21 protein-coding genes are annotated in these 17724 nt (G+C 44.5%); 2 read left to right on the forward strand and 19 right to left on the reverse strand.

Annotated elements, in window-relative coordinates; translation table 11 throughout:
* Positions 1-460: 460 nt before the first annotated feature.
* Together ACTNB3_RS13765 and ACTNB3_RS13770 are read right to left on the reverse strand one after the other, a co-directional pair.
* Positions 461-925 (reverse strand): DUF6147 family protein, encoded by a 465-nt coding sequence (locus ACTNB3_RS13765; RefSeq protein WP_427819464.1) that lies wholly within the window; start codon positions 923-925, stop codon positions 461-463.
* Positions 926-991: 66 nt separating this feature from the next.
* Positions 992-1960, reverse strand: coding sequence for a DUF4367 domain-containing protein (locus tag ACTNB3_RS13770; protein ID WP_441026322.1), 969 nt, complete (start codon positions 1958-1960; stop codon positions 992-994).
* A 176-nt stretch (positions 1961-2136) separates the two neighbouring features.
* Between ACTNB3_RS13770 and ACTNB3_RS13775 the strand changes: the two genes are divergently transcribed.
* Positions 2137-3204 carry an undecaprenyldiphospho-muramoylpentapeptide beta-N-acetylglucosaminyltransferase gene (locus ACTNB3_RS13775; RefSeq protein ID WP_441026324.1) on the forward strand — a complete coding sequence of 356 codons (1068 nt, stop codon included), beginning with the start codon at positions 2137-2139 and terminating at the stop codon, positions 3202-3204.
* Between the two features lie 67 nt (positions 3205-3271).
* On the opposite strand, the gene ACTNB3_RS13780 is transcribed toward ACTNB3_RS13775, so the two are convergent.
* Together ACTNB3_RS13780 and ACTNB3_RS13785 are read right to left on the reverse strand one after the other, a co-directional pair.
* Positions 3272-3844: an RNA polymerase sigma factor gene (locus ACTNB3_RS13780; protein WP_441026326.1), complete on the reverse strand. Its 573-nt coding sequence runs from the start codon at positions 3842-3844 to the stop codon at positions 3272-3274.
* 21 nt (positions 3845-3865) lie between these two features.
* On the reverse strand, positions 3866-4273 hold the full coding sequence (locus ACTNB3_RS13785) for an HIT family protein (RefSeq protein ID WP_427808422.1): 408 nt from the start codon (positions 4271-4273) through the stop codon (positions 3866-3868).
* Between the two features lie 80 nt (positions 4274-4353).
* On the opposite strand from ACTNB3_RS13785, the gene ACTNB3_RS13790 reads away from it, so the two are divergent.
* Positions 4354-5085 (forward strand): sensor histidine kinase, encoded by a 732-nt coding sequence (locus tag ACTNB3_RS13790; RefSeq protein ID WP_427808420.1) that lies wholly within the window; start codon positions 4354-4356, stop codon positions 5083-5085.
* A 105-nt stretch (positions 5086-5190) separates the two neighbouring features.
* Here the strand turns inward: ACTNB3_RS13790 and ACTNB3_RS13795 are convergent, their stop codons facing one another.
* The 15 genes from ACTNB3_RS13795 to ACTNB3_RS13865 all read right to left on the reverse strand — a co-directional run bounded on the left by ACTNB3_RS13795 (position 5191) and on the right by ACTNB3_RS13865 (position 17660).
* The gene (locus ACTNB3_RS13795; protein ID WP_441026328.1) at positions 5191-5964 is read right to left on the reverse strand and encodes a DUF6382 domain-containing protein; all 774 of its coding nucleotides are present in this window, start codon (positions 5962-5964) and stop codon (positions 5191-5193) included.
* Complete coding sequence (locus tag ACTNB3_RS13800) at positions 5961-6413, reverse strand: TadE family protein (protein WP_427808416.1); 453 nt, start codon at positions 6411-6413, stop codon at positions 5961-5963. Before ACTNB3_RS13800 ends, ACTNB3_RS13795 begins: the two co-directional genes overlap by 4 nt.
* Positions 6407-6829, reverse strand: coding sequence for a prepilin peptidase (locus tag ACTNB3_RS13805; RefSeq protein ID WP_427808414.1), 423 nt, complete (start codon positions 6827-6829; stop codon positions 6407-6409). Before ACTNB3_RS13805 ends, ACTNB3_RS13800 begins: the two co-directional genes overlap by 7 nt.
* Positions 6817-7722, reverse strand: coding sequence for a pilus assembly protein (locus ACTNB3_RS13810; protein WP_441026330.1), 906 nt, complete (start codon positions 7720-7722; stop codon positions 6817-6819). The genes ACTNB3_RS13805 and ACTNB3_RS13810 overlap by 13 nt, the downstream gene beginning before the upstream one ends.
* 27 nt (positions 7723-7749) lie before the next feature.
* Positions 7750-9117, reverse strand: a complete 1368-nt coding sequence (locus ACTNB3_RS13815) for a DUF5702 domain-containing protein (protein WP_441026332.1) — start codon at positions 9115-9117, stop codon at positions 7750-7752.
* A gap of 44 nt (positions 9118-9161) precedes the next feature.
* On the reverse strand, positions 9162-9344 hold the full coding sequence (locus tag ACTNB3_RS13820; RefSeq protein WP_427808434.1) for a Flp1 family type IVb pilin: 183 nt from the start codon (positions 9342-9344) through the stop codon (positions 9162-9164).
* A 49-nt stretch (positions 9345-9393) separates the two neighbouring features.
* Positions 9394-10707: a hypothetical protein gene (locus ACTNB3_RS13825; protein WP_441026334.1), complete on the reverse strand. Its 1314-nt coding sequence runs from the start codon at positions 10705-10707 to the stop codon at positions 9394-9396.
* A 1-nt stretch (position 10708) separates the two neighbouring features.
* Positions 10709-11467, reverse strand: a complete 759-nt coding sequence (locus tag ACTNB3_RS13830) for a type II secretion system F family protein (protein ID WP_427819451.1) — start codon at positions 11465-11467, stop codon at positions 10709-10711.
* The gene (locus tag ACTNB3_RS13835; RefSeq protein WP_427808404.1) at positions 11421-12623 is read right to left on the reverse strand and encodes a CpaF family protein; all 1203 of its coding nucleotides are present in this window, start codon (positions 12621-12623) and stop codon (positions 11421-11423) included. The genes ACTNB3_RS13830 and ACTNB3_RS13835 overlap by 47 nt, the downstream gene beginning before the upstream one ends.
* Positions 12598-13545 (reverse strand): hypothetical protein, encoded by a 948-nt coding sequence (locus ACTNB3_RS13840; RefSeq protein ID WP_441026336.1) that lies wholly within the window; start codon positions 13543-13545, stop codon positions 12598-12600. Before ACTNB3_RS13840 ends, ACTNB3_RS13835 begins: the two co-directional genes overlap by 26 nt.
* A 284-nt stretch (positions 13546-13829) precedes the next feature.
* Positions 13830-14039: a pro-sigmaK processing inhibitor BofA family protein gene (locus ACTNB3_RS13845; protein ID WP_427808400.1), complete on the reverse strand. Its 210-nt coding sequence runs from the start codon at positions 14037-14039 to the stop codon at positions 13830-13832.
* Between the two features lie 174 nt (positions 14040-14213).
* Positions 14214-14699, reverse strand: a complete 486-nt coding sequence (locus tag ACTNB3_RS13850) for a deoxycytidylate deaminase (RefSeq protein WP_427808398.1) — start codon at positions 14697-14699, stop codon at positions 14214-14216.
* A 9-nt stretch (positions 14700-14708) separates the two neighbouring features.
* Complete coding sequence (gene upp, locus ACTNB3_RS13855) at positions 14709-15338, reverse strand: uracil phosphoribosyltransferase (RefSeq protein ID WP_427808396.1); 630 nt, start codon at positions 15336-15338, stop codon at positions 14709-14711.
* Entirely contained in the window at positions 15320-16858 is a 1539-nt protein-coding gene (locus ACTNB3_RS13860; RefSeq protein WP_427819441.1) for an L-threonylcarbamoyladenylate synthase, read from the reverse strand. The genes upp and ACTNB3_RS13860 overlap by 19 nt, the downstream gene beginning before the upstream one ends.
* A 70-nt stretch (positions 16859-16928) precedes the next feature.
* Positions 16929-17660 (reverse strand): N-acetylmuramoyl-L-alanine amidase, encoded by a 732-nt coding sequence (locus ACTNB3_RS13865; protein ID WP_427808392.1) that lies wholly within the window; start codon positions 17658-17660, stop codon positions 16929-16931.
* Positions 17661-17724 lie beyond the last annotated feature (64 nt).

Raw genomic sequence — 17724 nt, forward strand, 5'->3', positions numbered from 1 at the left:
CTGCAAAATGCACTTGATTCGTGGGCAGCTAAAGCATAAATCGCTATTTTGTTAGCTGAAATATTGAGTTTTCAAGGTACGAAGCCCATTTTGGGTATGGGAAGTCTTAGTACATAAAATATAAATCAAAAAACGGTCACATAATGTAAGGTATTTTTTTCACCGTCTCTTGCAATATTAAATGTAATAGTCAGAAGAAGCTCTCTGATTTTTCTTGTTTTGACTGTATCCAGTATTAATGTAAGGTTTTTGTAACTTCCCGCTCTCAGCGGATTTCTTATAACTACTGCCTATATCCAATTGCCCATTTGAGTTCATTTAGTCGGCGGGCACTTTACATAATATTTTTTTATTTTATAGTATTTTGTAGTTGTCCCTGGGTAAGAGAACATTACGCAGTAGTTATAAGGAATCCGCTGAATGAGTGAGCGGGAAGGGGAACGGCTTTTATGGGTAACGGTTAAATGTGGATTCCGTTGGTGAAAGAACCACTTATATCCGAATTTGCTTTGTGCGTAGAATAAACTCGATAATAATAACCTATTGGAACGGATAATGTTTTACTTGTACTTACTAAAACCGCATTGCTTTTCTTCGCAGACCAAGTTGTATATGTTTGCCAACTTCCATTTACCAATTTTTCTACTGAAACATAAACAGCAATCTCAGATACTGTCGTTTGTCCAACAGTTCTGCCTCCCGCCGCTATTTTTCCTGTTCCAACTTCCGATATTGTTGAAGTTCCACTCTTTAAATACACCCCTCTAGTAATTTTTACATCTTCTCCTTCAGAATAATCATCATCTGTCAAATATGATCCATCTACACACTCTACTTCTTCTGTCGCTTTAACATCTATCTTTGACGTACATGTTAAACCAATAATCATTGTTACCATTAATAAAATCGCTTTAAGTTTCTTCATTCCTGCCTCCTGTTTTTTCTCTTTACTATATAAACAATCGAACTCTGAAAAACTTACGCAATTTTTCTAAAAAATTAAATTTTTTATTATGTCAACAAATTCCGCTTCTTTAATACAACTATTTAAAACATAGTTTACATTTGCATTATTAAATCGAGCAACGTACTCTTGCGCTTGATTTTCCTCAACTTGGTAACAGCTTATTTCTATCTCTACATCAGATACGATTAACACTTCTTTCTTTACCAATTTATCCTCTATATCATATCCCACTGATTTATTTCTGTAATTAGCCCACATTTGATATTCGATAGCCACACCTTCATAATCATATATAAAACATGCTTCTCCAACTGCTTCATCTATCTCATAATCAACAAAATTCATTTTTACAGGTTTGTAACCTAATCTAACTGGTTCAATTTCTAGCCTATCTTTAACCGCCTGCCACGCCTTCTCTTCCTCGCTCTCCGTACTAAGTCTATCATCTTCCCCTTCTCTTTCGCTATCCACCTGGAGCACTTCTCTTTCACCAACAATTTTGTTCATTACTCCAGTAACAAACGGTGCTCCACCAATACTTGTCATCCCAGCCGCCAGCGCCAACACCGCCACAGCCGCAACCAAGAGATAAACTCTCTTCTTCCTCTTTCTCGAGTACTTCACAACCTTAGCACCGTCATTCTCTACCGCGCTTTCCGCATAACGTTCTCCAACCGCATTCTTCTCATCTTCCCCTTCACCCATACCAACATCATCGCCATTCAGCATCATCATTTCCCGCCCCAGACGCAGTGCTTCTTTATCTTTTTCCGACAACGCCTCATAAGCAGCCTTTTCAGCCTGCTTCTTTTGGATTTTCTTCCATAATCCCTCATCCATCTCCTCGGGAAGTGAAATATCTTTCAGGGATTCATCTGCTTCTATTTCTGCCAGAATTTCATCTCCCTCTTTCATCAGTTCTGATTTCAAAAAATCTTCCAATTTTTCTTGTTCATTCTTCATTTCAGCAACCTCATTCTTTGTCACAGCCATATTTTTATTCCCCGGCTGTAATCATTCTTTATGATTTCTTTTCCCTTTTTCTTGACCTTTTTCCTTTATCTGCTAAAATTATATGGTATCAGGGTCAACAAGTTATGTCATTCATATTGGTACGAAAATGCATGACTTTAACCCCCGCATAATATGATAAAGTGGGAGGACTATCTATGAAACGTATTATTTTAACCGGCGGTGGTACTGCCGGGCATGTTACACCAAATATTGCGCTGTTACCGCGTTTAAAGGAACTTCAATACGATATACATTACATTGGTTCATATAATGGTATAGAGAAAAGCCTGATCGAAAAGCAGGACCTTCCATACCATGGTATTTCTTCCGGAAAGCTCCGCCGTTATTTCAGCCTTCAGAACTTTACAGACCCTTTCCGTGTTCTGAAGGGATTTAGCGAAGCGAATAAAATTATAAAAGATTTAAAACCGGATGTTATTTTCTCAAAAGGTGGATTCGTCAGTGTCCCGGTTGTGATCGCCGGAAAACGCAACCACGTTCCGGTCATCATTCATGAATCCGATATGACTCCGGGTCTTGCGAACAAAATCTCGATTCCATCCGCGACCAAAGTCTGCTGCAATTTTCCTGAAACTCTGAAGGCTCTGCCTGAAGATAAAGCAGTCCTTACCGGTTCTCCGATCCGTCAGGAGCTTATGACCGGTGATAAGGAAAAAGCCCGCAAATTCTGTGGTTTCCAGGAAGAAAAGCCGGTCATCCTCATCGTCGGAGGAAGCCTCGGCGCCGCCGCAGTCAATCAGGCTGTCCGCAAAATCCTTCCGCAGCTGTTGGAAGAGTTCCAGATCATCCACCTTTGTGGCAAGGGCAAACTGGATGAATCCCTGAAAGGCCTGCAAGGTTATGCTCAGTTCGAATATATTCAGGATGAACTGAGAGATCTCTTCGCTCTGGCAGATATTGTAATCTCCCGCGCAGGAGCCAATGCGATCTGCGAGCTTCTTGCCCTTCGCAAACCGAATCTGCTGATTCCGCTTTCTGCAAGTGCGAGCCGCGGAGACCAGATTCTCAATGCCCGCTCTTTCGAACGCCAGAAATTCAGCATGGTCCTGGAAGAAGAAGAGCTGACTGACGAACGTCTCCTTTCGGCTGTTCATAAGCTTTACGACTCCCGCGAAACTTTTGTGGAAGCAATGAATCAGTCCTCACAGCAAAGCCCGATCGAGACCATCATCGGTCTGATCGAGGAAGCAGCATCCAGATAAATATGAAATATGCATGTTAAACAGGTGCCGGAACGGCACCTGTTTTTTGTTGCCATTCTCCGTTTTCTTAATCCTCATCGGACTTATATCTTTTCTTTACCCATTCTCTGGCTCTGTACAAAACACTGTGAAGCACTTCGATACTGACTCCCATCTCTTCGGCCACTTCTTTCTGTGGCATGTTCAGACAATAAGATTTTGTCACAGCATCATACCAGCGTTCATTGATCTCGTACAGATCATCAAGAATCCTCTTTGCCTTCTTGTTTCTCTGATCCCGTGTGAACTCTTCCAAGAACGCATCCTCCGGACTTTTCTGCGTACTATTCTCTGTTTCTGCAATGAAACCCCCATCTTCACTCAGGATCTCGTATTTTCCCTTCTTTATGCAATTGATCGTCGCATTTTTTACACTTGTCACCAACCATGCACCAATATATTCTTCTTGGAGCAGATTCGGATAATCACACAATTTCACAAATACTTCTTGTGTCATCTCCTGAGAAATCTCTCTATTGTAATCAGAGTAACGCAGCGCGGTTTTGTACACAACTTCTTTGTACTTAATGTAAATTTCCTCAAATTTACGTGTATCTTTATCTTGAGTGTCCACACTTACACCCCTCTGTATCTCACTCATGTTTACTCAGTTCCGATTTCCTTATTTTAATTTTGCAAGAATTTCGTCTCTGACTTCATCCGTGAGCTGTCCTGTCTTCCATCCGAAGCGTGCATCATCATCCTTATACCGCGGGATCAGATGCATATGGAAATGGAAAACTGTCTGTCCTGCTGCCTCGCCATTATTCTGTACAACATTATATCCGTCACATCCAAGCACTTCTGTCATCTTGATGACCATCTTTTTCGCCAGTTTGAATGCTTTTGCTGCAAGTTCATCGTCAATCTCATACAGATTCGCATAATGTTCTTTCGGAAGGATCAGGGCATGTCCCTTTGTTGCCGGTCCAAGGTCCAGAATGACTCTGAAATCATCATCTTCATACAACGTAGCTGAAGGAATCTCTCCGTTTGCAATTTTACAGAAAATACAGTTCTCATCTCTCATATTTCTTACCTCTTTCTTTAAAATATATTTGAATATCTATACCGCCAATGCTACACTATGTTTGGAAAGGCGGTATGATAATGTCATTAACAAATCATGATTATGAGCAATTACAACAACTGATGAACGCAAAACCTGAAAACAGGGCATTGATCCAAAAGCTTCTGGATGACCAGCAATATACGATCAGCAAGATCAGCCACGAGATCCGTAATCCTCTCACACTCATCTACAGTACATTACAGTTGATCGAGTCCCAGCATCCTGAGACACGGGATTTCCGTCACTGGAATGACATGCGGGAAGATATTGAATTTATGATTTCTCTGCTGCAGGAGCTTTCTGCCTATAACAACGGAGAACGTATCAACCGTTCTTCTTTTTCTGCCTTCGATTTTTTCAGTCATCTTTGTCTGTCCTTTGCCGCTTCCTGCGCCGAAACAGACATTGAATTTACTTCCCGAATCTCTCCTGAACTTCCGGTCATCCAGGGAGATAAGGTAAAGCTTCAGGAAGTCTTTCTCAATCTTCTTCGCAACGCCGGTGATGCGGTGTCTGCTCACGGGACCATCCGGCTGGAGGCCGATACAGATGACCATTTTCTGAAAATCATTATCTCAGATGATGGCTGCGGTATTCCCGAAGAACAGCTTGACGAGATATTTGATGCTTTCGTAACCCATAAAACCGGCGGAACCGGTCTCGGACTTGCAATCGCCAAACGTACCATCGAAGCTCACGGCGGAACCATATCTGTAGATTCAGAAGTTCAGAAGGGCAGTCGTTTTACTGTATTATTGCCCATTTCATAACCTTATTTTTTATTATATGGAATGAGAGTATGATTTACAAGTGTTTTGTTACCAATATTTTACATTCACTTCCGCTGGAAATGATTCCCGGCGGAAGTACTTTACTCAATAATTCCGATAATTTTCCGCTTCATTTTCTTCCTGCACCTCCCGATTTTCCCAATTTCTGTGATTTCTTTTCCTGATTTTTCTCGTCACAAATCCCCATACTGTTTCTCTGTCTTTCATCACATTTCCCTTCAGCTCCTGTTCACCGGCCCAATCATCCAGGATTTGATCCTCTTTAAGTTCATATGCTGCATTACCGTATTTCAGATTTTTCTTCACGTCTTCCATTCTCTGCTCTTTCCTTTCCAGAATCCTCTCCAGTATTTGTTCTATATTATAGTTATCTTCCATAGAAGCTTTATGAAGCTCGCATGCAAGATAGATTGCCTCTTTATCTTCATAATCTGTCTCTCTGACGAAATATTCTGTCAGTACATGAAATGCCTCCCATATATTTCCCTTGAATGCGGGACAATAGCAGAAAAAATATCGTCCGTTCTGGTAATAGATATATTCCGGATCCAGGTTCAGACAATTCACATCAAGGAGATAATTATTCACCTCGCGCACTGCTTCCACAAATTGCTGCATGAATTCCTTCATCCGCGAAAAATTCCATTTCTGACGTTCTCCCATCGCAGCCATCGATGTCTTTCCGCCCACCTCATACTGGTACCTGCTTATCCGGTCCATTCCCTGTCCCTTTACATCCAGCAGACAGTTAAGATGGTTCTCTGCCAGCATCCTCATCTGGTAATCTTCTTCATAGATCTCATCAAACTCCAGAATCATCCATGCATGATGCAGATTCCGTTCATATTCCGTCTTCATTGCAGCGCACCCTCCAACTTCTTCTTTCCGGCTTTCAGCCTGCGGATCTGCTTCTCAGGCTCCGTAATGACAGCACTTCCGGATGCCTGAAGTTCCATCCCTTTCCCACTCGCACTGGCCTTTGCAATGATCCTCTGCTGTTCCTCATATACATTCACGGACACCTGCCCGTAAAACATCAGTTTTCCCCGTATTCTCTCACGAAAATAATTCTCCATTTCTTCCTGCGGGAACTCTTCCATCCCATATAAGATCTCACTTCCCACAATTACCGTTTCATATGCCGCTCCCATTAAGATTGTTTTATCATGATAGTAAAACAACCCGAAAATCACGAGCATCCACACCATAAGCACAAGCGGCATCAGATACGCCATTTCCACCACGGTCGAGGCACGCACAGTCCGCCCGGACTTCTTTTTTATTCCTTCTGTTCCTCTTTTCACCATAACAATGCCCCCACATAACCGACTACCAGAAAGGGATAGAAGGGTATTCTCGTCTTACGATTCCATTTTTTCAGCGCCAGACCGACTCCCGCCGCCGCTGCTGCCGCCGAAAATGCAATGCCGAGCGATATCAGAAGCCGCCAGATTCCGAGAAAAAGTCCCAGATTCAGGATCATCCAGCTATCCCCATATCCAATCCCTTCTTCGGTGATCTTGGAACAAAGAAGGAAGAGCAGTCCGGTCGCCAGTCCCGGAAGCCACAGATACCACTCCATCTGACCCTCGAATGCCAGATAAAAAACAATTCCTACTGTTCCAAACATCAGATAACCTGCCGGGATTTTTCTATTCCTGAAATCATATACGGCCCCCGCTCCCAGAAATGCCAGAACAGCCATTTCTTCTATTTTCCACATTTTGAACACGCTCCCTTTCCCTTAACTTCACGGATCGGGACTGCATAAATTTTTCGTTTCACACCGCTGCAGTCCAAAGTACTGTGATACCGATTCCCATAATCCGTGATATAAGCATTCCCCTTACAGAACCTTCCGCACAGTTCACAGGGATAATATTTTCCGGAACTCTGATTTCTCAGTGGCTCGATCTCTTCAAGCGACACCAGACGTACAGACGGTTCCAGATATGTGCAGTGATAATCCCTGTGATAAACGATTCCTGTTTCCGTAATATACACAATTTCCTGCTGTCCCGTCTGACCAAAGGATTGTTTCACATACCCGGTCCACCCTTTGATTCTCATAGACTCCTGATACCGGATCGGCGGAATCAAAAACTGCGGAAACGGAAGCTTTACCTGATAGCTTGTCTTTAATTCGATGATCGCGCTTCCCGGCCAGATGTAAGATTTTTCACATTCCAGGCCTTCGCTCCCTTCCACAATACAGCTTCGGTCAAGCCGCTCCTCCCCGATCAAACTGACGATCTTTGATTCCACTCTTGCCGGAATAAGAAGCGGCAGCTCATAGCATTCCTGTGCCAGCTCTTTTCCGGCTCCCTGCATCCCTTCCCTCACGGCAAGCTGTATGGAACGAAGCTCCAACAGCCAAATCAGACAAATAGATGCATATAAAAACAGCGGAATACACACGACAGCTTCCACAGTGATGCTGCCTTCCATGATCCGCGCTTTTCGCGAGGCAGATACAGATGCCTTTTCCGTCAAGAGAGCTGCGCCTTTTCGCGAGAAACCAAATCCTTCCTCCTTCCTGAAAGAATTGTTGTATCGACGTGTATCATATATGTTTGCAATTATACAGACCAAAAAATCGAGGAACGGAAAAGACATCTGTATCCACCTCCTTTTATTTTCCCTCTATTTGTACTGATATTCTGCCGCAAATCTGTAGTGGATCGATCTGCGCAGTCCACAGTCCATATTGGCTCTTAACGCCACCACGCATGAGTCTGCGCGAAACCATGTTTTTCCTGCAATTTCTCTGAGATTCAGTTCTTCCAGATCCAATGCCCGCATTGTCAGTTTTTCCTTTTTTTCCAGCATAAGCAGCACCTGCAGATACTTTTCATAAGAATATCCGCCCTCTGCATCCCTGCCTTCCAAAACCGACTGATCTTCCCCCAGATGCAGAAGGTTCTCCCACGAAAGTTGCCACGTCTCGTACGACTTTACTAAAGGGACTCTTTTCCCGGTTAGAAGAGTTTTCACATCAACGATTCCTTCTCCATACGCCCATGCAAGGAGAAGTGCCTGCTTTACAACCTCAGTTATGCCCGGAACTGCAAGGAGCGCACACATTGCCACGGATGCAGCCTGCACCTCTGCCTGCTTTTCCACATCTGTCAGAAGATAAGCATAATTGACGGCGAACCTGATACTGCAGAGTTTCTTTACAACCGCCTCCAGATTCTCCCTGTCACTTGACTTTCCTGCAAGAAGATACTCCAACTCATATTGAAGCACACTTTCTTTTTCTTTTTTAACTGCGTGATTAAAATGATCCATAAGGTATAGATTGAAAAAAATGGTGTCACCGGTTCCCTGAACCTTCTCCCGAAAGCTTCCATAACCGCTTTGCAGTTCACGATGTGATACAAACGATGACAGATCCACTGTCTTATCCGAAACCTCAAATCCATCCGGCAGGACAAAATTCAATATTCCACCTGCCTTTATATTCGAAACGACCGGAAGCGGATTTCCTTCCTGCGGCAGCTTCTGGCTTTCCTCCTCAAGCATACGCTCTAATTCAAAACTCGTCTCTGTATCCTCTTTTTCGTATTGCTCTGCCTGGCTCTCCTGTTCTTTCCACACAGAAGATTTCCCGGCCATCTCCTCTACCGCCGCTGCCCCCGTCTTTTCTTTTTCATACTGAACCGCCTGGTCATAAAATGCCTTCCCGTTTTCATCCGTCAGATAACGAATCGCATCGATCTCTTTGTCCATATTTTCTGCCCCATAATAGGACATTCGGTTTAAAATAGCAGACTCTGATACCTGTTCCGATTCATAGCTCTCATCCAGTGCAAATATCTCATATCGATCCAGAAAATCTCTTTGATATTCTGCAAATACAGATTCCATCGCTCTGGTGGCATCTGCCCTTCTTTCATTTTTCATCACCTGAATGGATGCGCTTTCAAGGACAGCTCCCACCAGTGAGACCAGAAGGATAAATACAAGACTAAGAAAAGCTGTCAGCTCCCCTTTCACCATTTTTTTCATTTTCTATACCGCCCATTTTCAGAATAAGAACCGTTTAATTACTGCTAAATTCCTGCACTTTCACTCGTAATTTTTTCAAAAATTGTTTCCACCAGACTGGTTAACTGTGATTTAAAAATTAACACCAGTCCAATAATGACCACCAAAACCAAAATCAGTTCAATCACCGAAATTCCCCGGTTATCGTGCATCACACACTGTGCCCGGATCCAGACTGATCTGATCATATTTTTCACTCGCTTCATCCTTTCACCTCCCTCGTCTTTCCTTCCCAGCCTACAGATCGATAGAAAGAAAGGCCGGAACAACGACGATCACAAGAACGATTACCAACATCAGAAGCATCGGAAGCAACAGCTTGACACCTGCTTCTTCTCCAAGACGCCTTGCTCTGCTTTTTCTGTCTTCCATGGCTTGAATCGCTTCCATTTTCAGCATATCCGAAGTCCCTTTTGCGCCCTTTCTCAGATTCTGGGAAAGAAGCGCTCCCATTTTCATATACGGAACCAGACCGCATCTTGCGGCAAACCGCTCATAACATTCTGCCTCCGGTATGCCGCTCTGCATTTCCTGAAGTGTGATGACCATCTCTTCATATGCATCCCGCACCCGGCCTCCTCTTTCTTTCTGTCCACAGTAATCTGCCGTTATTTTCTTCCAGACATTCTTTGCCGTCATTCCTGCTCCCATCAGCATCGTAAACTGGCTCACGATCTCGGGATAGTCGAACAGCATCTGTTCTTTTCTGTCTTTTCGCAGCTTTTCTTTCTTCTGTCTTTCCTGCACTACCAGAAATACGCAGATAACTGCTCCAAGCATCAATACCGGCATGACCTTTGATTCTTTCCTGAATCTCCATCGGACTGTCCTGCCATTTACCTGTTCAGGAAGTACAAAAGATTTCTCTTCCCGCGATACTTCTTCTGCCTGTCTTGCTGCATTCAGCACCTGGTTCCGTATCGTTTTTGTCTCTTCCACATCTGCAAATACAAGAACCTGTGTATTATAAGCAGCTTCCTCAGTTCCGTAACGCAGGATCCCCGTAATCTTTACAAGGACTCCTTCGCCTTCCGGATCTTCTTCCAGCACCGCATCCTGATTGATCCTTCCGTTCATATCCATCACGTCATAACGCCCCGGTTCCCAGGAAATAGCAAACGGGTATCCCTCCAGCTCCTGCGGGAAACATAGTGGCTTGACCACATGATCCGCCGTTTCATTTTCACCCAGTATTACTTGATCCAGCTTATTCATAGCCTGCCGGAACAAAGACTGGACTTCCTCCTCGCTGTACATTCTGGGAGAAACCTGTATCTCTACATTTTCAGATTTCTCACCTTCGATTTGCATCTGAAGCTGATGATTTACCGAATTCCCGCCATAATCTTCCCGATTGATCCTGACCTTGCCGAAATTCTGCATCACGCCCTGACCACTGATTTCTGTTAACAGAGCAATCGTCGCCGCGCAAAACATCACATAAAAAATCGTTTTCCACAATTTTTTATCATAATGGATAAGCAGCTTCCTATAGCGCAGTACAATGCATACCATGCCAAGGATAAAATACACTGCTATGCATACCCACATATCACACCTCTATCTCCACAATTCTGTTTCCCAGTCTCCATGCGGCCAGATATGCAAGAAGGCATCCGCTCATAAAGAGGACTCCCCGGATATTTCCGTAAAGAATATCCATGAATTCGGGAAAACTGATTCTCATATATCCAATGATCCCAAAAGGAATGACCGACATTACCTGAAATTCCAACTTCTTTTCCGCGATCACCGTTGCGATCTCGCGGTTCACCTCTGCCTTCTCCACGATTTGCCTGACTGCATTTTTAATTATGGCAATGCTGTCACCGCCGCTTCGCTTTGCCTGTGCAAATATCGTCACAAAGCTGTCTGCCTCCGGAATATTCACTCTCTTTGCGAATTCCTCCCAGACCAGCTCCACATTCACATTCAGGTTCAGCTGACTGACCATGTATGAAAATTCACGCACGATCACAGTGTCATTCTTATACATTACCTGCAGATCCTTCTGCACTTCCTTGATTGCATTTTCCATAGAATATCCGATATTCATCTGTGCACCCAGGGACTGCAGAGCATCCTGAAACTGGCGTTCAAATTCCTGTCTTTTTTTCTTTTCCAGCTGTTCCTCATTTCGTTTAAAATAAAGAACTCCAAGCGGAAACAAGAGAATTACCGCCCACCATTCGGAATAAAAAAGATACGCCGTCGCCGCGACTACGGACACACTTTTTGCCGCCGCCAGCAGGTATTCCTGTCTGCTAATACCCTGCTGCCAAAAGCTTTTCCCGCCGCAGCAAATCGGCATTTTTCACCCACTCTCCCTGGATTTTTCCGTTCTTCTCTCCCGTTTCCCTAAACGAAAACAGGGACTGCAATCGGATCTCGTCTTTCTCATATCCAAGTACCTCCACAATTTCCAATACTTTTCTGCTTCTGTCCCGCAATCTGCCTAGATGCACCATAATATCAATTCCTGCAGCGATCTGCCTTTGCACTGCAGAAAGCGGGATATCCATTCCCATAAGGGTCATCATTTCCAGCCTGGAAAGCATATCTTTCGGACTGTTCGCATGCCCGGTGCTCAGAGAACCGTCATGGCCCGTGTTAAAGGCCTGGAGCATATCAGCCGCTTCCTTTCCCCGGACTTCACCTACGATAATTCTGTCCGGCCTCATTCTGAGCGCCGTTCGAATCAGATCACGGATACTAATCTCCCCGGTTCCTTCCACATTTGCGTTTCGTGCTTCCAACCGCACAAGATTGGGAAGTTCCGTGATCTGCAGCTCTGCATTATCCTCAATCGTAATGATTCGTTCCGTCTCGGGAATATAATCCGACAACACATTCAAAAATGTCGTTTTCCCGGAACCGGTTCCGCCGCTGATAAAAATGTTATATCCTGCTCTCACCAGACGAACCAGAAATTCTGCCGCTTCCTCACTGATGGATTCATACTCCAGAAGCTGCTCCATCGTAATTCTGTGTTTTGGGAACTTTCGGATCGTCACAATCGGCCCATTGATAGCGGCAGGCGGCAACACGACATTGACTCGCGAGCCGTCATTAAGCCTGGCATCCACAATCGGGGATGCTTCATTGACAATCCGGTTGCATTCCGCCACCATCTGCTGGACCACATCTTCCAGCTTACCTCTGGACAGAAATTTCTTATCGGACAGGAAGATCTGTCCTTCCCGCTCAATAAAAATATTCTCTGTTCCATTGATCATGATCTCTGTAATCGACTCATCCTCGATCAGTTCCTGCAGAATATCCAGCTTACGGAACGCATTAAAAAGTTCCTTCCCAAGCGCCGCCTTTTCTTTGAGCGGAATGAATTGTTTTTTTGAACTTTCTTCCAAAACACTATGGATGATCTCAAGCAGTTCTTCATCTGACGGTTCCCTCATAAAATCCATTCTGGAGAGGACCTTTTCATGAAGTTGTTCTGCTCTTAACATACATGTGCCCCTTTCCGGACTTTATTTCCAATTCACCGGCCGCCTCTTTCACGGCCTGCCGCATCGTTTTGTCCATATCCACATAAATCGTATGCATTTCCAGCTCCTGAAGACAAAGCGCCTTCAAAATATAGCTGTACTGCTCCATCTTTGTCCTGGCATAGACATCATTTGCAAACGGAAACAAAATCCAGTCACACAGTTTTAAAATCTCAAAAATATCTCCTACGGCGTTTCCCAGATCCAGGATCACCGTATCGTAAATACTCTCTCCGGTCAGTTTTTGAAGAAGAACCTCCCACTCCCGGATACTCACTTCTCTCAGATCGGTCCACACCTTCATCGGTGGTATATAGTCCAGATTTCCCATCTGTCGAATCATGGATGCAATCCTTACACCGATATCATCCTTTTCCTGTTTTGCATAATACAGTAGATGAGAAAGGTTCTGAACATCACCATCCTGAAAATATCCCCCGATCCCTGCATATGCCTCCAGATTCAGATACAGTACATTCTCCTGTTCAGCAAGTACTTTGCCAAGCTTCAGTGCAAATGTTGTCTTACCGACCCGGTGAACCGGCGAATACACTCCCAGAACACGGCCTTTTCCGTAATATCCCGCCGGAATGTCCATCTTCTGAAAAGCCTGCATGATCTCTGCGGTCAGCTTGTCCACAGACTGGTATTTCCTGAGCTCCTGCTCCTCTTCCCCCAGATCCGCACACTTTGTTCTTGTAAGCACAATTCTTCTGCCGCCAAATACCCGCTTTCTCAATTCATATGGAATCTCATCGCTGATCAAAAGCGCCTGAACTTCTCCTATTTCCAGCAGATTTTCCAACATATCAAGAGATGAGCAGATCCGCACTCCTGCTGTCACCTCCCGCTTCAAAAGCAGTGCTTCGGCAAGCCTTTTCACATATGCTTCCTCTGAATCACAGATTACTATTTCTCTACTGATTCCTGATTACGCTCCTTTCCGATACTGATACCAGCATCTTTTATTAAAAAATAACTTTGAAACTTACGCCGAAATGGCATGTTGAGGAATGCCTCTGCATTCCTTTGATGCGAGTGCCTGCAAGACAGACACTGCATAAAATGATTTTTTGATTGTTGTAACTCTCTTGTGAGGTGTATTATATCCCCGCCCACTTTTCTTGTCCAGTAATTTCGGAAAATTAAAATGCTTTTGTACAACACTTACATAATTTGATAAAACATAATGCCATACAGCAGACAAACCCCAGGAATTCCAAGGGTTCCGGATGTCAAAAACGAAATTAGATTTATCCCTACAGAAACCGGAATATTTCTATAGTCCAGAAATTGATTGACTCCAAAAATAACTACCAGTCCCAAAATCGCCCTTAAAATAAAACGAATCAAAATTGATGATTTTCTTTTTTCCATTCTTTTATCTCCTCACTCCCGACTCGAGCCAGGGCATTTCCACTTCAAACAGAATCTGTCCCTCAATTGAATATATACCATCTCCCATTGTTTTATTACCTGAACTTCCAGAAAAACACGAAAAAAAAGACACAACACATACTTCAAAGTGTTATGTCTTTCTGAAATATCCATTTACAATTCAATTTCAATCTTTCGCCCGGTCCTGTGATATTGATGATACCGCACCCCCGCACTGTCAAACATCCTCTTAGATGCCATCACAGAAGAAGTATCCGCATACTTATCGCAGTCATAAATAACTTCTTTTATTCCGCTCTGTATGATAGCCTTGGCACATTCATTGCATGGGAACAGCGACACATATAATTTTGCCCCTTCCAGACTTCCTCCGCTGTAATTCAGGATCGCATTCAATTCACTGTGTACCGTATATACATACTTTGTTTCCAGCGGATCCCCGTCTCTCTCCCACGGGAACTCATCGTCCGAGCATCCCCGCGGCAGTCCGTTATACCCCATTGAAAGAATCTTATTATCCGCACTTACGATACAACATCCAACCTGAGTATTCGGATCCTTGGATCTTCTCCCTGATAACATGGCAACTCCCATGAAATACTCATCCCAGGAAATATAATCATTTCTCTTTCCACTCATTTTTCTCACCTACTTCGTACCAAAAATACGGTCTCCTGCATCCCCAAGTCCCGGTACAATATATCCGTGATCATTCAGGCACTCATCCAGCGCTCCCACATAAAGATCCACATCCGGGTGATCTTTCTGCATTCTCTCAATTCCTTCCGGCGCTGCGATGATGCACATAAAGCGGATATTCTTTACCCCTTTTTCTTTCAGCATCCGGATCGCCGCAGAGCTGGATCCTCCCGTCGCAAGCATCGGATCCACAACAAACGTCTCTCGTTCTTCGCAATCGGCCGGCAGCTTACAATAATATTCTACCGGTTCCAGCGTCTCCGGATCCCTATAAAGCCCGATATGGCCTACCTTCGCAGCCGGGATCATCGTCAGCATCCCTTCTACCATGCCAAGTCCAGCTCTTAAGATCGGAACCACTGCCAGCTTCTTCCCCGCCAGACACTTCCCGGTCGTCTTGCAGATCGGCGTCTCAATTTCAACTTCTTTCAGCTTCAGATCCCTCGTCGCCTCATAACACATCAGCATGGCAATCTCACTTACCATGGCCCGGAAATCCTTCGACCCGAGTTCCTTCTGACGAATATGGCTGATCTTATGCTGGATCAGCGGGTGATCCATTACGTATACGTTTGACATTTGTTCTTTGCCTCCTTATTTAATCGCTCCGCAAGTTTTACAACATTTTCCTGTATCAATTTATACATCTCTTCATACTGCTCCTCGGTCTGCCCGTAAACAGATGCGATCTCCTGCATATTTCCCACATATTCCCCCAGAGTATAGACATCTCCCGCATCCGGATATTCACTCAGGATCTTCTGCTTCTGACTCTCCTGCATGGTAAGAACCAGCGTGTCCTCGCCGAGAATCTTTTCGTCCAGCGCACTGGTCTCAAATCTTTCCAGCACAATATCATGCGCTTTGAGCAGCTCTTCCGCCCGCGGATTCAACGGCTCCGGGAACAAAACGATCATCCCTCTCGAAAGGATCTGATATTCCTGCAAAAGCGGCTGCCTCCTAAGAAGTGCCGCAGCAATCGGCGCCCGGCAGTTATCGCTGTTGCTCACAAACACGATCCGCCGGTACTTCTGTAAACGTGTAATATCCGATGCCTGCAGCACATGATGCCCTGCCGCCTTTCCCAGACGGTTCATCACCGCTGTTCCGATTCCGGCCTCCGGAAATGCCTCACTGTAAATATAAGAGACCTCTTCCTCGTCAAACTCTCTTAGCACTTTGTAGAGATTACGCGCCACCGTCTTTTCATTTTCCCGAGAACCGATGCTCTTGATCATTCCTGTGGTATATTGGTCAATAGATTCATTCGTCGCTATAATTCCGACTTTATACCCCAGACGAACCTGCTCATACGCAATCTGTTTGATTGCCTTGATCGACTCATCCGGCTCTCCTTCCACAATGATCAGATCCGCTTTCGGCGCATAATGTCGGTATTTCATCCCCGGTGCCTTCGGTGCTTTGGTACTATTCTCAGAAATCAGCGTCTCGTCGACCGAAATCTCTCCTGCCACTTCCTCTAGCATCTCTTTCGTGATTGCTCCCGGTCTCAGGATCATCGGCGGATTTACAGTAAGATCCAGAATCGTTGATTCCACCCCGATGTCCACACTTCCTCCATCCAGTATCATCTCAATCTTTCCGGAGAGATCATCCGCCACATGCTGAGCCGTCGTAGGACTCGGCCTTCCTGACGTATTCGCGCTCGGCGCGGAAATATATCCGCCTCCGGCCAGAATCAGTTTCCTCGCAATCTCATCGTCCGGCATCCGCACTGCGACTGTATCCAGACCTCCCGTCGTTCCAAGCGGAACCTTGTCATTTTTATGAAAAATCATCGTCAGCGGGCCCGGCCAGAAATGATCTGCAATATCCTGTACGATCTCCGGAATCTCCGTCACGATTTCTTTTAAATCTTCCAGCCTCGCAATATGAACAATCAGTGGATTATCCGATGGACGTCCTTTTGCAGCGTATGTCTTTTTCGCCGCCTCTTCATCTAACGCATTCGCCCCCAGTCCGTAAACCGTCTCCGTCGGAAATGCAACCAGTCCGCCTTGTTTCAAAATACTTCCGGCCTGCTCAATACTCTCTTGATCTATATTGTTTCTATCTATCTTTTTTATTATCGTTTCCATGAAAATTATTATACCATTATCTGAATATCATGGCAAATTAAATATGCAAATACAGCCCATAGCAGACATACTAATTTTTACCAAGACACTCCAGTATCCCACTGCTTATCGCTTCCGCCATCTCCTGTTGATATTCCTCTTTGGACAGCTTCTCGGCCTCTTCCCAGTTGCTCAGAAACCCGCACTCCACGATCACAGTCGGAACCTCCGTCCGCTTCAATAAATAATAGGATTCATTCGCCTTAACCTGACGATGATTTTCCGGATCCACTGTTCTAACAGCCTCTTGAAGAATTTTGGCCATTTCCTCCCCTTTTTGCGAATGGATGTAATAAAAAACCTGGGCTCCTTTTACATCCTCAGTCTGGTAACTGTTCTGATGGATACTAACTACGAGTTCCGGCTTTATTTCATTGATCATCCGAACCCGCGCCTTCATGTCTTCAACCTTTTTGTTTTTTGCTCCTTCTGTCTCCAACCCCTCATCCATTTCCCTCGTAAGTTTTACCGTCACACCTTCCTTCTCCAGACATTCTTTTACCTTCATCGTAATCTGAAGATTCACATCCTTTTCCAATACTTCATTAACCCCGACTTTTCCCGGATCATCCCCTCCGTGCCCGGCATCCAGTATGACCTCTGTTTTCTCTTCTCCTTTTACTTGATTTCCCGAAACATACTGATTTAAGGTATAGCTCCCATAAATAACAGCAGACAGCAGCAAGAGTACAATAATCCATTTTATTTTTATCAGGATCTGATATTTTGTCGGTAATTTTCCGGTTAACTTATTTTGACGCATAAAAAACCCCTCCCGCACATATCTCTACAATATATGCGAAAAGGGGCTTTCGTAACACGCTGAT

This window comes from Bariatricus sp. HCP28S3_D3, from assembly GCF_052065755.1.
Classification (GTDB): Bacteria; Bacillota; Clostridia; order Lachnospirales; family Lachnospiraceae; genus Allocoprococcus.